The 15042-nt window shown below is 72.4% G+C and carries 7 protein-coding genes; 1 reads left to right on the top strand and 6 read right to left on the bottom strand.

Annotation, left to right across the window (positions count from 1 at the left end; all coding sequences use genetic code 11):
• Nucleotides 1-298 precede the first annotated feature (298 nt).
• The 4 genes from POL72_RS33990 to POL72_RS33975 form a co-directional block, all read right to left on the bottom strand.
• On the bottom strand, nt 299-610 hold the full coding sequence (locus POL72_RS33990; protein WP_272100942.1) for a hypothetical protein: 312 nt from the start codon (nt 608-610) through the stop codon (nt 299-301).
• 811 nt (nt 611-1421) lie between these two features.
• A complete protein-coding gene (locus POL72_RS33985) occupies nt 1422-3563 on the bottom strand; it encodes a hybrid sensor histidine kinase/response regulator (protein ID WP_272100941.1) in 2142 nt (713 codons plus the stop codon).
• A gap of 715 nt (nt 3564-4278) precedes the next feature.
• A complete protein-coding gene (locus POL72_RS33980; RefSeq protein WP_272100940.1) occupies nt 4279-5394 on the bottom strand; it encodes a prephenate dehydrogenase/arogenate dehydrogenase family protein in 1116 nt (371 codons plus the stop codon).
• A gap of 195 nt (nt 5395-5589) precedes the next feature.
• Entirely contained in the window at nt 5590-6711 is a 1122-nt protein-coding gene (locus tag POL72_RS33975; RefSeq protein ID WP_272100939.1) for a serine/threonine-protein kinase, read from the bottom strand.
• Between the two features lie 435 nt (nt 6712-7146).
• Between POL72_RS33975 and POL72_RS33970 the strand changes: the two genes are divergently transcribed.
• Nucleotides 7147-12231: a GAF domain-containing sensor histidine kinase gene (locus POL72_RS33970; protein WP_272100938.1), complete on the top strand. Its 5085-nt coding sequence runs from the start codon at nt 7147-7149 to the stop codon at nt 12229-12231.
• Between the two features lie 23 nt (nt 12232-12254).
• Here POL72_RS33970 and POL72_RS33965 read toward each other — a convergent pair whose 3' ends face one another.
• Nucleotides 12255-12824 carry a cytochrome C gene (locus POL72_RS33965; RefSeq protein ID WP_272100937.1) on the bottom strand — a complete coding sequence of 190 codons (570 nt, stop codon included), beginning with the start codon at nt 12822-12824 and terminating at the stop codon, nt 12255-12257.
• A 63-nt stretch (nt 12825-12887) separates the two neighbouring features.
• On the bottom strand, nt 12888-15041 hold the full coding sequence (locus POL72_RS33960; RefSeq protein WP_272100936.1) for a heavy metal translocating P-type ATPase: 2154 nt from the start codon (nt 15039-15041) through the stop codon (nt 12888-12890).
• Nucleotide 15042: the final 1 nt, after the last annotated feature.

Raw genomic sequence — 15042 nt, 5'->3', positions numbered from 1 at the left:
CTTCGAGCCCACCCGTGATTCCCGAGCCCAGAGCGGGGCGTATCTTCGTACGCTACGGGCTCATCCGCGTCGTTCGGCTCGCTTCAGCGCACGTTCGTACGCCTCGCGCCGGCCTGGCGGCTGAGCCAGCATCGCACGAATCTGCGCATCACGATAGAGCGCCGAACAAAGCCAGACCGAGCCATGCAGCCGCGAAGGCGCATGGGGACGGGAGGTGATGAGTGGCGCTCCAACAGCCTATCCCCCGCCCGCCTTACCGCGGGCTCGGCGAGGGATAGGCGCTATCGACGCGCTCGTCTCAGGCGCCGCCCGCGCCGCCCTCACCCGCGCCGCCACTGCCGCCAGCGCCGCCGGCGCCACCCTCGCCCGCGCCGCCGGCGCCACCTGCGCCGCCCTCGCCCGCGCCGCCCGCGCCGCCCTCACCCGCGCCGCCGGTGCCGCCCGCGCCGCCGGTGCCGCCCGCGCCGCCACTGCCAGTCGTCGCCGAGCTCGTCGTCGTGGAGGAGGAGGTGGTGGTGGTCCCCTCGTCATCGCCGCATCCGGCGCCGATCATCATCATGGTCGCGCCTAGCAGCAGCGCGCTTGCAAAGATGCTCTTCGAAGCGTTCATGGTTCGTTCTCTCCGTTGGGTTGTCCCCCCCAAAGAATGACTCGGTAGAATCCCGCGCCGATCACCGCTCCACACCGCCAAGCGACTCAATCTACGCAAAATCGCGCAAAACGTGCGCCCCAGAGGCGCTATGAGCACGCCGCGTGCGATGGCCCTGTGTCAACTCCGTGGTGATTCCGTTATGGTGGACGATAGGCCACCATACTGGATTACGCAAGCTTTTTGTCTCACTGCATCATCGTTGCATGTGGGTGCCCCCCTGCGAACGCCCACCGGTCAAGCACATTCGCCTACGCGGGCGCGGGCGAACGTGGCGCGTGAAGAACGACGGTGCCTGACAGCACCTCCGCCATAGCGGATTGACCTCCAGAGGTGAGGGCCCCATGAGCCAAAGCCTGCTCGCGTGAGCGACCTGGAGGAGCGGCTCCGTCGCCGCGCAACAGGCGAACAGAGCCCGACTGCAGCGTGGACGCGACACGTCTGGCCCCCGATGGGGGTCGGCTCCCGGTCTGGCCATGAGGACACGTTCGCTTCATGAGTTGCAAGTCCCAGGCCCAATGCCCGTCGGACCTTGGTCCTCGTCCCTGCTCATGAGCGCAGGCCGCTGGGGAGAGACCCGATATCGCTCACGGGCCGGGCCGCGGGAGCGGGCGAGCTCAGGTGGAATGTGCGAGCGATAGATAACGCGAAGACGCCCCCGGTCAAGGAAGCTCACAGGCGCTCACTCACCGCACGGCGCCTCGCTCGCCGAGCGACCGGCGGCGATCACCCCGCTATGGAGCGCCCGAGGACCCTCGTCTCCGCGCGATCCTCACGGGTTGATCTCCTCGCTCGATCCTCGGTCCCGGGCGCAGGGGAGGTCGCCGGCGCGGGCCCGGGCCGCGAGGCTGGCCACGGCGGCCACGAGGGCGGCGGGCTCGATCGGCTTCGTGGCGTGCATGTGGAAGCCGGCGTCGAGCGCGCGCTTCTGGTCCTCCTTGCGAGCATAGGCCGTCAGGGCCAGCGCGGGCAGATCGCCGCCGGCCTGCGGCGGGCGCCGCCGGATGGCGCGGATGAGCTCATAGCCGTCCTCGCCCGGCATGGCGATATCACTCACGAGCACGTGCGGGAGAGCCACGCAGAACGCCGCGAGCGCCTCGTGAGCCGAAGCCACGGCCGTCACCTCGGCGTGGTGCTGGGACAGCACCTCCTGAAGGAGCTCCCTCGCGTCCGCGTCGTCCTCGACGAGCAGGACGCGCAGCCCGCCGAGATTGGACGCGGACTCCGAGCACACGAGCGAGCGCGACCGGCCCTCCCTCGTCAGCGTCGGGAGCGAGCTGGGCTCGACCCCGAGGAGCGGGAGCCGGATCACGAACGTCGATCCTTTGTGCAACCCAGGGCTGTCGGCCACGACCGAGCCGCCGTGGATCTCGACGATATGGCGCACAAGGGACAGCCCGATGCCGAGGCCCGCGTGCGTCCTGCGGCTCGTGCTGTCGGCCTGGCGGAAGCGCTCGAAGACGAGCGGGAGGAAATCCGGCGCGATGCCCTCCCCCGTGTCGCGCACCGTGAGCTCCGCCGTCGCGCCGGCCCGCCGGAGGGAGACGAGGATATGGTCCCCGGGACGCGTGAACTTGAGCGCGTTGGACGTGAGGTTCGAGACGACCTGCTGCAGCCGATCCGCGTCGCCGTTCACCTCGATGCCGGGGTCGAGCGAGACGTCGATCGTGAGCCCCTTCGCCTCGGCGGCGGGGCGGATCGCGTCGATGGCGGTCTCCACGACGGGCGCGAGCGCCATCGGCGCGGCGCTGATGCTCAGCTTGCCCGTCGTGACCCGCGAGACGTCGAGGAGATCCTCGATGAGCTTCGTCTGCGCGGCCACGTTGCGCTCGATCACCTCGAGCCCATGGGACACCCGCTGCTCATCGAACGGCTCGGACCGCAGGAGGTGCGTCCAGCCGAGGATCGCGTTGAGCGGGCTGCGCAGCTCGTGGGAGAGCGTGGCGAGGAACTCGTCCTTCAGGCGGTTCGCCTCGCGCGCCTCGGCGTGCACGCAGTTCTGGATGGCGATGGAAGCGAGCTGCGCGAGCTGCACGAGGACGGTCTCGTCGTCGTCGGAGAACTCGCCGTCGTGCCGATCCGAGAGCTGGATGCTCCCGATGTTCTGGCCGTCGGCCGCGGTGAGGGGCACCGCGAGGTACCCCCGCGGCGGCGGCCGCTGCCCGCCGTTGTCCAGCCACTCCGGGTGCAGCGAGAGCTCTCGCTGCGTCAAACGGAGAGGCCTGTTCCTGGCGCAGACGAGCGCGCACAGCTTGCCGGCGATCGGCGGAGGCGCCTCCTTCTGGAACGTCGTGTACCGCTCCGAGAGCGACACCGCGGTCCGCGCCCGCTCACCGGGTCGCTCCAGCTTCACGAGCGTCATCGCCTGATGGGCGCCGCCGACGTCGCGGGCCGCCTCCGTGATCGCCGCGACCATGGCGTCGAGCGACAGGGCCGAGTTGATCCTGAGCGCGGCGCGGTTGAGCCGCTGGAGCTGCTCCGCGTGCGCGCGCAGCGACTCCGCCTGGAGCTTGATCTTCTGTGTCTTCTTGAAGAGATCGACGAAGACAGACACCTTGGTGCGGAGGACCTCGGGGGCGAACGGGGTCATGATGTAATCGACCGCTCCGAGCGAATAGCTGCGCTCCACATAGACGCGCTCGGTGTGCGCCGTCAGGAAGATGATCGGCGTGTGCAGCGTACTCCTCCGCTTGCGGATGAGCGTCGCCGTCTCGAACCCATCTATCTCAGGCATCTTGATGTCGAGGAGGATGACCGCGAACTCCTCCTGAAGGAGATGGCGAAGCGCTTCCCGGCCGGACGCCGCCTTGACGAGGTTCTCGCCGAGCGGCGCGAGGACCGCCTCCAGGGAGAGGAGCTGCTCAGGCCTGTCGTCAACGATCAGGATGTTGACTCTGCCTACTTCTGCCCTCATCCCGCGTCTCCTTGCCCCCCTGCTCCGTTGTCAGCGCCGCGGCCAGCCTCGCAGCATCCTCAGGAATGGGGCTGTGTCCACCGCTTTCGGGCGGAGTCTGCCGCGTCCGCTCCAGCCCGCTCCAGCGCCCCGTGCGAGCAAGCTTGTGGAAACCACGTCGTCGCGAGGATGCAGCCCACGCCCACGGCGGAGGGTGAGCCCGCCCGCCCGCCGGGGCGACCGCCCAGGCGCCGGACGGCCTTCCCGCAGGCGGCCCTGCGCTGGGGCGCCGGCGCGCAGCTCGCACGCCGGCGACGCTCAGCCCCGGAACGCTTGGCCCCCCGGCATGGCCGCTCCGTAGATCCATTCCAGCCCTCCATGCGCTGCGCCGACGAGCCCGTATCGTAATCGAGGCGCTGTCTTACCTGCGACCCAGGGCTCGCCTGCAGTATCCACAAGGAGGCGCCTGACGCCGCTGCATGATTCCCGCACGCAAACCCTACACCGGAGCACGCCAGCGTGAAAAGAGGAATTCATAGCGCCACCGAGCGCCATCCCTCGAAGAGGCCGAGAGAGAGCGCGAGAATCGGAGAGATGACGAAGAAAGCCGACGCGAGCGACGCGGAGGGCGGTGTGGCGACGCTCTCCCGACCCTCTGGCGATACCCGCTCGACGCACTCGGAGCGCCGAGTGTTCCGATGGTGAAAAGTCCGCCGCCTGCGCCGCGCTCCGCGCGCTAGACGGCGGAGCGCCGCTCCTGGAGCGAGCGCGAGTGCCGGAGGATCACCTCGAAGACCTCGGCGACGCCGTCGGGGTCGAGGCCGAGCTCCTGGGCGCAGCGGCGGCGCGACTCCATCAGCCGCGCCTCGCGCACCGGATCCCGGACCGCCGCCCCGATCGTGGCCTTGGCGCGCCCGGCGCGCTGGACGAGCTCGGCCCTCCGCGCGAGCAGGCCGACGAGCTCCAGATCCAGGTCGTCGATGAGCTCCCGCGTCTCGCGGAGCTCGGGAGAGAGCGCGCCGAGATCGGGGATCGCGAGCGCGGCGAGGTCCTCGGGCGCGGCGTCCTTGGTCGGCACGTCGAGGCTTCGATCGACGGCGACGAGCGCGTCGATGAGGCGGCGGCGCGCCTCGCTCGCGAAGGGGTTCTCGCGGTGCAGCGCGGCGAACAGGTGCCCCGCGTCCACGCGCACCGTCTCGATCGTGTGAGCGATCCCCTGGAACGAGGGCGGCGCGTAGGGCGCGCCGGCGGGCACGCCCGCGTCCATCATGCCCTTCGCGATGAAGAACGCGAGCGCGTGCGTGAAGGCCATCACGCGGTCGTGGTCCTCCGGGGCCTGCTCCAGCACCTGACAGCCGATCCGCTCGAACAGCGCGACGACGCGGCGCACCGCGTCCGGGTGCGCAGGGTTCGGGCAGACGACGACGCGCAGCGGGCGCTCGCCGCGGGCGAGGCTCGCCGGACCGAACAGCGGGTGCGTCGCCACCCAGGGCCGGCTCTCGCCGAGCACCTCGGCCATGGCGCTCGCCGGCACGCTCTTCACGCTGCCCACGTCGGCCACGATCTGCCCCGGCGCGAGGTGCGGCCGCAGCGACAGGAGGGCCTCGCGCGCCGCTGGCACCGGGACGGCGACGATGACGAGGTCCGCGCCGTCCACGAGCTCCGGGAGCGAGGCGGCCCGCGCGGCGCCGCGGATCTCCGCAGAAGGGTCGAACGCGCGCACCGAGATCCCCGCGTCGCGGAGCAGCGACCCGAGCGCCGCACCGAAGCGGCCATACCCGAGGAACGCGACCTTGCCGATGCGCGCGGGCGGAGCGAGACCACCCCCGGAATTTGGGAGAGAATGCGGCATGCGGCGGATACTACGACAGCCGGTCTACGCGGATGTCACGTTTCTCGGCGCAGCCGCGAGGATCCGCGCCCCATCCGTGAGAGACAGGACGGCTCTCCGGCTTCTCCCATCCTGCCGCGCTCGCGGTGACGACGCTTCTCCGGCGAGGGCCGGAGGCGGTGCTCCTGCGCCCGCGGCGGCTCGGCCGGCGCCGGCTCACCTGAGCTGCGTCGCGGCCACGCCGAGGATCGCGAGCAGCGACGCGACGGCGGCGATCAGCGCGATGCGCGCCCTGTGGCGCCCCGTGTCCTGCGCGCCGTGCCGCAAGGTCTCCGGGGCCGCCTCCGAGCTCGGTCCAGCGCTCTCGGGCGGGCGCGGCCTCGCGCTGAGCCCGAGCCCGATCGTCGGGAGCGAGGCGCGGGGGCGCGACGGGAGCGTCGCGCCGAGGAGCCGCGCGGCCCGCTCCACGTGATCCTGGCCCTCCGCCGACGCATGAGGGGCGAGCGCGATCGCCAGCTCGGCCACGCTCGCGGGCCGCCGCGCTGGGTCCTTCTCGAGGCAGCAGAGGAGCACGCGGTCGACGCCGGGGGGAATGTCGGACCGCAGCGCGCTCGGGAGCACCGGCGCCGCGCTCGCGACGCGCGGCGCGAGATCGGCGAGCGAGCTCGCCTCGAACGGCGGCCGCCCGGTCAGGAGCCGGTACAGGATCGCGCCGAGCGACCAGACGTCGGCGCGCGCGTCGACGGCGACCGACGACCGCATCCGCTCCGGCGACATGTAGAGCGGCGCGCCGAGCTCCTCCCCCGTCGGCGCCGGCGCGCCGCCGTCGCTCGCGCAGGGCAGCTCCCTGGACGCGCCGAAGCCGAGCACCTTGAGGAGCGTCGCGCCGCCGGGGGTCGTCGCGAGGAACAGGCGCGCCGGCTCGAGGTCGCGGTGCACGATCCCCGCGGCGTGCGCCTCGGCCACCGCCACGCAGGCCTGCAGCACCCAATCGATGGCCTCCGAGAGCTCGATCCGGCCGCGGCCGCGCAGCAGCTCGGAGAGGTCCTGTCCGTCGAGGTGCTCCGTGACGATGTACGGGACACCCGAGGCGAGCTGACCGACGTCGAGCACCCGCGCGACGTGATCCCCCTTGAGCGCCACCGCCGCGCGCGCCTCCCGGAGCGAGCGCTCCACGCGCTCCGGGCTGCCGTCGGCGAGCAGGAGCTCGATCGCGACCCGCTGAGGAAGCACGAGGTGGCTCGCGAAGGCCACCGTCCCCAGCTCGCCGCTGCCCAAGATCCGGTCGACCCGGTACTTCTCGGCGATCACGTCCCCTGCGACGACAGGTGCGTTCATCAAAGCTCCCCGCAGCGCGCACCGGCGCGGGGGCAGCCGGCCGCCCCCCGTACATGCGCAGATTCATCCTAGCACCTTCGCTCGCCGGATTGGCGGTCGCCGGTCGTCGCCGGAGCTCGAGGCCAGCGCCGTGCTGCCCCTTTCACGCCCCATTCACCCCTTCCCGCGCAGCCAGACGGCCAGGCAAATGGCAGCTGGAGGGCGCCCTCGCGGCGAGGGGGAGGCCGCGCAGCGCGCGCGCCGTCGCGTCGTCGCGTCGTCGCGTCGTCGCGTCGTCGCGTCGTCGCGTCGAGAGGAGGAGGTGATGGCGCCGCGCGATAGCGCGAAGCGCACAACCCGACGTCTCTCCCATATCACGAGACCCGGGACTTCCCGGCTCGCACCAGCACACATCCTGCTTTATATTCTCGCGGCAACGCGCGAGGGGGAACGCGTATGACTCGGGCGGAAGCGACTGACGTCCACCGCTGCAGCCGATTTCTGCTCCGCAGACAGAGGTTTGCCGGGAGGATGGTGGTTCAGAAAACCGTTCGGGGGCGTCATCCAGCCCCGGGCGCGGCGGCCCTCCTTCTGCGCGAGCACGCCTTCCTGCGCCGGCTCGACGTGCCGGGGGTCGTGCGGCCGCTGGCGCTGGACGGCCCGGAGGGCACGCCGGCGCTGCTCCTCGAGGACGCAGGTCCCGAGGACCTCGAGCGCCGGCTCGCGCGAGGGCCGCTCGCGCTGGACGCGTTCTTCGATATCGCCATCGCGCTCGCCGAGACGTGCGCGCGCATTCACGGGAGCGGCGTCGTCCATCGCGCGATCGCCCCGAGCCGCGTCGTCCTCGGCGAGGACGGGCAGGTCACCCTGGTCCACTTCTCGGACGCGGCCGAGCTGACGAGCATGCCCCGAGCCGTGGAGCTCGAGAAGCTCGACGCGCTCCCCTTTCTGTCCCCCGAGCAGCTCGGGCGCACCTGCTGGTTCATCGACGCGCGATCGGACCTGTACGCGCTGGGAGCGACCTTCTACGCCATGCTCACCGGCGCGCCGCCCTTCAAGGACCTCGATCCGCTCGCGCTCGTGCACGCCCACATGGCGAGGAGCCCCGTGCCCGCGCACGTCGTGAGCCCCGGTGTCCCGGCGTCCCTCTCGGAGCTCGTACAGCGGCTCCTCGCGAAGATGCCGGACCTGCGATACCAGAGCGCCGAGTGCCTCGCCCAGGACCTCCACGAGGCGCGGAGGCGATGGCGCGCCACGGGCACCATCGCGCCGTTCGAGCTCGGCCGCATGGACCTCGCGCGGCGCCTCCCGCTGCCCGAGCGCCTGATCGACCGCGAGCGTGAGCTCGCCGTGCTGGGCGGCGCGCTCGCCCGCGCGTCGAACGGCGGGACGGAGCTCGTCTTGGTGACCGGGGAGGCAGGCGTCGGGAAGACCGCCCTCGTCGAGGCGCTGCAGGCCGCCGTCGCCGAGCGGGGCGGGCGGTTCATCGCGGGCAAGTTCGACCTGCGCGCCGCGAACGTGCCCTATGCGTCCCTGGCAGAGGCGCTCCGCGCCCTCGCTGCCGCGCTCCGCGCCGAGCCGGAGGACAGCCGCGCGCAGCTCAGGGAGGCGGTCAGCGAGCGGAGCCGCGCCCTCGGCGAGCTCTGCCCGGAGCTCACCGAGCTCCTCGGGGACGCGCCCGCGCTGCCGGCCGCGGATCCGATGCGCGCGGAGAACTGCTTCCTGCTCGCGATCCAGGACTTCGTGCGCGCTGTGGCCACCCAGCGGCCGCCGCTCGCGATCTTCCTCGACGACCTGCAGTGGACGGACGCCGCGTCGCTCCGCGTCCTCCGCGCCCTCGCCGCGGATCCGCGCAGCAAGCACGTGCTCCTGCTCGGCGCGTACCGGTCGAGGGAAGTCGGCGCCGCGCACCCGCTCCACCAGACCATCGAGGAGATCCGCGGCGCGCAGGTCCCTCCGATGACGCACCTCTCGCTCGGCCCGCTCGGCGTCGAGCCGGTCGTCGCGCTGCTCGCAGAGGCGCTCCGCTGCGAGCCGGAGCGGGCGCGCCCTCTCGCAGAGCTCTTCCTCGCCAAGACGGCGGGCAATCCGTTCTTCATCCGCCAGCTCCTCCGGTCCCTCCAGGAGAAAGGCCTGCTCCTCTTCGACGCGATCCGCTCGACATGGACGTGGGATCTCGGCCGGATCGAGCGGGTCGGGGTCACCGACAACGTGGTCCAGCTGATGTCGGAGTCCGTCCGCAGGCTGCCCCAGGCGGCGCAGGAGCTGCTGCAGGTCGCCGCGTGCATCGGCAGGCGCGCGGAGCTCAGGCTCATCGCGGCGGTGCTCGGCCGATCCGTCGACGAGACGACTGGGGCGCTCGTCCAGCCGCTCCGCGAGGGGCTCGTCGTGCCCGACGGCACGTGCGAGCGCGAGGCGGGGCTCGCGATCCGGTTCGTCCACGACCGGGTCCAGCAGACGGCCTACGAGCTCGGGCCGGAGCAGCTGCGGATGCAGCTGCACCTGCAGATCGGCCGCTTCCTCGAGGCCACCTGCACCAACGGGACGGACGCGGCGCTGTTCGACGCCGCGGACCAGCTGAACCTCGGCGCCGCGCTGCTCGACGCGGAGCAGCGGGACCACCTCGCGCAGCTCAACCTCCGCGCCGGCGTGAAGGCGCGCCGCGCCGCCGCCTTCGGCCCGGCGCTCGCGTATTTCCGCAGCGGCCTCCGCCTGCTGCCGGAGGGCGCCTTCCGCTCGCGCTACGAGCTCTGGTTCTCCCTCCACCGCGACGCGGCGGAGTGCGCCGCGCTGACCGATCAGCACGCGGCGGCCCGCGCGCTCGTGGAGGAGGGGCTCCGCCACGCGGCGTCGATCCCGGAGAAGGTCGACCTGGAGGCGCTCCGGATCATGAGCGCGACGATCACCGGCGAGCACGATCTGGCGCTCAGCTGGGGGCGCGACGCGCTGCGCGCGCACTTCGGGGCCGAGCTGTCGGCGGCGGATCTCGACGCGGAGATCGCGGCCCAGCGGCGGGCCATCGCCGGCCAGCTGGCGGAGCGCTCGCCCGAGTCGCTCGTCGATCTCCCCCGCGTGACGAGCCCGGAAGAGCGGGCCCGCATGAGGCTCCTCGCCGAGATGGTGGCCCCCGCCTGGTTCGCGGATCGGAAGCAGCTCGTGCTCCTCACCTCCCTCGGCGTCCGCTTCGCGCTGGAGCACGGCAACGCGAGCGAGTCGATCCTCTCCTACGCAGGGCACGCGATGCTGCTGGCGGCGGAGGGCGAGCTCTCGAGCGCCCAGGGCTTCGGCCAGCTCGCCGTGGAGCTCGCGCGGAGGTTCGAGGATCGCGCCCAGGAGACGATCGCCCGGTACATGGTCAACGAGTTCGTTCACCCGTGGATCGCGCCGCTCGCGTCGGGCGGGGCGGCGTTCCGCGAGATCGTCGCCCTGGGCCTGTCGTCCGGCGAGCTCCGCTTCTCGTCTTACGCGCGCACGGGGCTCGTGGAGCACTCGTTCGCCGCAGGGGTGGAGCTCGATCTCGTGCTCGTCGACCTGAACGACGGGTTCGCGTTCAGCCAGCAGACCGGCAACAAGTCGACGCTCTTCTACCAGGTCTCCTACCGGCAGATGATCCGGTGCCTCAAGGGGCTGACGAGGGGCCGGAACGTGCCCGAAGACGCCGAGTTCGACGAGCGGGCCTTCCTCGAAGCGATGCAGCGGGAGCCGCCGGCGAAGTGCGTGTATCACATCCTGCGGCTCCAGGCCTCGTACCTGTTCCGGGACCTGGCCCAGGCCACCGCGCACGCCGACGCGGCGGTCACGTCCATCCACTTCCTCGGCGGCTACATCCCGGAGTGCCAGTACGCGCTGTACGCCGCGCTCACGCTGCTGTGGCGGTGCGATGAGGCCGACGAGCGGGAGAGGGCCGCGCTGCTCGCGCGCGCGACGGACCTGCAGCGCGTCCTGCGAGGGTGGGAGTCGGGCTGCGCGGAGAACTTCCTCCCGCGCCGCCTCCTCGTCGACGCGGAGATCGCCCGCGTCGAGCGCAGGTTCGAGCTCGCCGGCGCGCGGTACGACGAGGCGATCGAGGCGGCGACGCGCGGGGGGTTCCTCCACATCGCGGCGCTCGGCAACGAGCTGGCTGGGCGCTTCTACCACGGGCTCGGGCGGGCCCGGATCGCGGCCATGTACCTGCGCGCCGCGCACCAGGGGTTCGCCTGCTGGGGGGCGTCGGAGAAGGCCCGCGCGCTCGCGGAGGAGTTCGGGCTCGGCGGGTCCGGCGACGAGCCCGAGCTCGCGGAGGAGCGGCTCCCGGCGGTCGCCCTCGACGCGCTCAGCCTGCTCAAGGCCGCGGAGACCCTCTCGGGCGAGATCGTGCTCGATCGGCTGCTCGAGAAGCTCCTGGGCGTCTGCCTGGAGGCCGCCGGCGCGCAGTGCGGGGCGCTCGTGCTCGAGGAAGAGGGGGAGCTCTTCGTGCGGGCCCAGGGATCCGTCGCCGCTCCGGTCTCCATCGAGCGCACGCCGCTCTCCCGGTCATGCGAGGTCCCCCGGCAGATCGTCGAGCACGCGCACGGCGCGGGCGAGATCGTCGTGCTCGACGACGCGGACAGCCAGCCGGAGCGCGAGCGCGATCCTCACTTCGCCGAGGGCGGCTCGCGGTCGGTCCTGGTCCTGCCCATCCAGCGGAACGAGGCGCGGCTCGGGGTGGTCTACCTCGAGAACAACCTCACCACGTACGCCTTCACGCGCGCTCGCGTCCACGTGCTGGAGCTGCTCTCCGACCAGATCGCGATCGCCCTCGAGAACGCCCGCCTCTACCGCGAGGCGCAGCACGCGGTGCGCGTCCGCGACGAGTTCCTCAGCGTCGCGTCGCACGAGCTCAGGACGCCCGTCACCTCCCTGCGCCTCGGCCTCCAGGCGTTGCTCCGCCGGGGAGACCACGCGTCCGACGAGCGCGTCGCGCGCGCCCTGCAAAGGATGGATCGGCAGGTGCACCGGCTCGTCCGGCTCATCGACGACGTGCTGGACGTGTCGCAGCTCCACACCGGCCGGCTGGAGCTGCACGTCGAGCAGGTCGATCTCGCGGAGGTCGTGGACGACGTCGTGGAGCGGCTCACCGAGCGCATCGCGCAGTCCGGCTCGCCCGTGAGCGTGCGCGCCGAGCCGTCCGTCGTGGGGTCGTGGGACAGGAGCAGGCTGGAGCAGGTGGTCTCGAACCTGCTCGACAACGCCCTCAAGTTCGGCGGCGGCAAGCCGATCGACGTCTCGGTCGCGCGGAAGGACGGCACGGCGGAGCTCGTTGTGCAGGATCAGGGCATCGGGATCCCGACGGGGCGGCTCCCGCATGTGTTCGACAGGTTCGAGCGCGCGGTGTCGAGCCGCCATTTCGGCGGGCTCGGGCTCGGGCTCCACGTCGTGAAGAGCATCGTCGAGGCGCTCGGCGGCGCGGTGCGCGTGGTCAGCCGGCCGGACGAGGGGGCGCGGTTCACGGTGGAGCTGCCCTGCGAGCGGCCGGCGGCGAGCCACGCGGCGTCGGCGAGGCTCGGCGGCCTGCACGCCTGACGCGAGCCGGCGCGAACCGACGACTACGGCCTGCCCTTCGGCTGCTGCGGGATCATGAGGATGTACGGCGTCGCGGGCTCCTCCCCCGGCGACACCGCGCGGGGCGCGGGGACGCCCTTCTCCCCGAGGCTCCGGATGAAGCGGTACATCGCGACGAGGTCGCCCTCGTGCAGGGTCACGTAGTTGAGCCATGGCATCGGCGGCCGGCCGGCGGCCTCGCGGAACATCCGCACCCAGGCCTCCTCGCTGAGGTTCTGGGTGGAGATCCGGAGATTCGCCGCATAGCTCGTCCCCCACGGACCTCGGTAGCCGACGTCGCTGCCCGTCAGCCACTCCGAGGTCGGGAGCCTGCCGCTCGATCTGTCCCAGCCAGGCGTATGGCAGTCGTTGCATCCGCCCACGAGGATCAGGTACCGGCCGGCTTCCTCCGGGCTCCCCGCCGTGACGCGCGGCGATGCAGGCACCCGTGCCACGGCTGCACAGCCGATCGACACCAGGAGCACCGCGCCGGGCAGCCACTGCACAGTCCGGCGCACCGCGCGCGCCCAGCCCGCGGCGGACGATCTCGATCCGGCGCGCGTTTCGCTCTGCATTCCAACCATTCCACCCCTCGTGCAGCGCGCGTGCCGGGCTGCGGCGCGGCGCGCACGAGCGCGCTAGCGGCCGCCGACGCGGGCCTTCCTCCGCGGCGCGGCCATGAGCGGACGGAGTCCGTTCACGCAGGCGAGGACCGCGGAGCCGTTGTTCATGAGCGTCGCCGCGACCGGGTTGAGGAGCCCAGGAATCGACAGCGCGTACGCGACCGCGTTCACGCCGAGGATCATCGAGAAGTTCTGGTGGATGAGGCGCATCGCGGCGCGCGAGACGTCGATCGCCTCGATGAGCTTCGACAGGTCGTCCTCCACGAGGACGACGCCCGCCGTCTCCCTGGCGATCTCCGCGCCCGCGGACACGCTGATGCCGATGTCCGCGTACGACAGCGCCGGGGAGTCGTTGATGCCGTCCCCGACGACCGCGACCGTGCGGCCCTCCTGCGTCAGCCGGCGCGTGATCTCCGCCTTGTCCTCGGGCAGCATCTCCGCGAAGTAACGGGTGATGCCGAGCTCGAGCGCGACCTGCCTGGCCACCTCGCGGCTGTCGCCCGTCAGCATGACGATGTCCTCGATCCCGCGCGCGCGCAGGCTGCGGATCGTCGCGCGGCTCTCGGCCCGGATGGCGTCGCGGCAGGCGAGCGTGGCGACGTGCCGGCCGTCGACGGCGAGGAAGAGGAGCGATTTCGCCGCCGCCTCGAGCGCCCTCCTCGCGCCGGGCTCGGCGCGGCAGGCGACGCCGAGCTCGTCGAGGAAGCGGGGGCTGCCGAGCTGCACGACCTTGCCGCAGACCCTGGCCTGCACGCCCCGGCCGACGAGGTAGCGGGACTCCTCCCGGTCCGGGATCGTCAGACACCACGCCTCGGCGAGCCGGAGCACGGCCTGCGACACGGGGTGGGTCTGCCGCGCGGACACCGCCGCGGCGAGCGTCGCCGCCTCGCGCTCGGGCAGGGCGTCGTGGACGAGGAGGTCCGTCACCTCGGGGATGCCGGAGGTCAGCGTGCCCGTCTTGTCGAACACCACGGTCGACACCTTCGCGAGCTTCTCGATGTAGGCGCCGCCCTTGATGAGGATCCCGCGGCGCGCCGCCGCGTTCATCGAGGCGAGCACCGTCGTCGGGGCCGAGACCCGCGGGCCGGTGCCGAAGTCGATCGTCAGGATCGCGGACACGCGGCCGAGGTCCCTCGTCGCGGCGAGCACGACCGCCGAGCAGGCGAGGGCCGGCGGGACGAGCCGGTTCGCCACGAGCTCCGCGTAGTTCTGCGCGCGCGTCTCCAGGGCGGGCGCGTTCTCGATGAGCCGCGCCGTGCTCGCGGCGGTCGTGTCACCGCCGACCCGCTCGGCGCGGATGTACAGCTTGCCGTCCTTGATGACGGTCGCCGCGAAGCAGCGGTCGCCGGGGCCCTTGAGCACGGGCATCGACTCGCCGGTCAGCGTCTGCTGATCGACGAGCCCCTCGCCGTCCGTGACCGTCCCGTCGACCGGGATGACCGATCCGGTATAGACGACGAGGAGGTCTCCGGCGACGAGATCGGCCACCGGGATCTGCACCTTCGCGTCGCCGCGGACCACCCACGCGAGGTCCCGCTGGTACTCGAGCAGGCCGCGGATCGCGCGCCGGGCGCGCGCCTGGGTGCGATCGCGGATGTGGTCGCCGAGCGTGACCAGCCAGATGATGCCGGCCGCGTTGATGGCGTTTCCCGTCGCCACGGCCGAGGCGATCGCCAGGCTGTCGAGCAGGTCGACGTTGAGCTTGCGGTCCCGCACCACCGAGTGCCACGCCCTCTTGAGGATGGGCGCGGACGTCGCGGCGATGAACGGGTACGCGAGCAGCGGCGAGACGAAGCCGCCGAGCGAGAGGACCATGCCGACGCTCGACAGGTAGAGCGGGCGCTTCGCGAGGGCGGCCGCGCGGCGCGCCTCCCGGGCGGCGCGCGCGGCGCGCAGCGCCCCCCGCGGGGCCGGCGCGGCGGAGGCCGAGGCGGCGGCGCGCACGATGACGTCGAGGTCGACGTGCCGCGGGTCGTGCTCGACGACGGCGCTCGACGTGCCCTCGGCGATACGCACGGAAAGGACCCCCGGCAGGGCGGTGAGCCCCGCCTCGAGCAGCGGGCCGAAGGCCGCGTCCTTCCCGAGGCGGGGGAGCCGCAGGCGGACCCTGCCCGGGATCGCGTGGACCACCGAGACCGGCTCGGTCCCGGTCGACAGGAGCGCTTCCATC

The sequence above is a fragment of the Sorangium aterium genome (assembly GCF_028368935.1).
Lineage (GTDB): Bacteria > Myxococcota_A > Polyangia > Polyangiales > Polyangiaceae > Sorangium > Sorangium atrum.
Note: the sequence above shows the minus strand (reverse complement) of the source record. Positions and strands in the feature narration are given on the sequence as shown.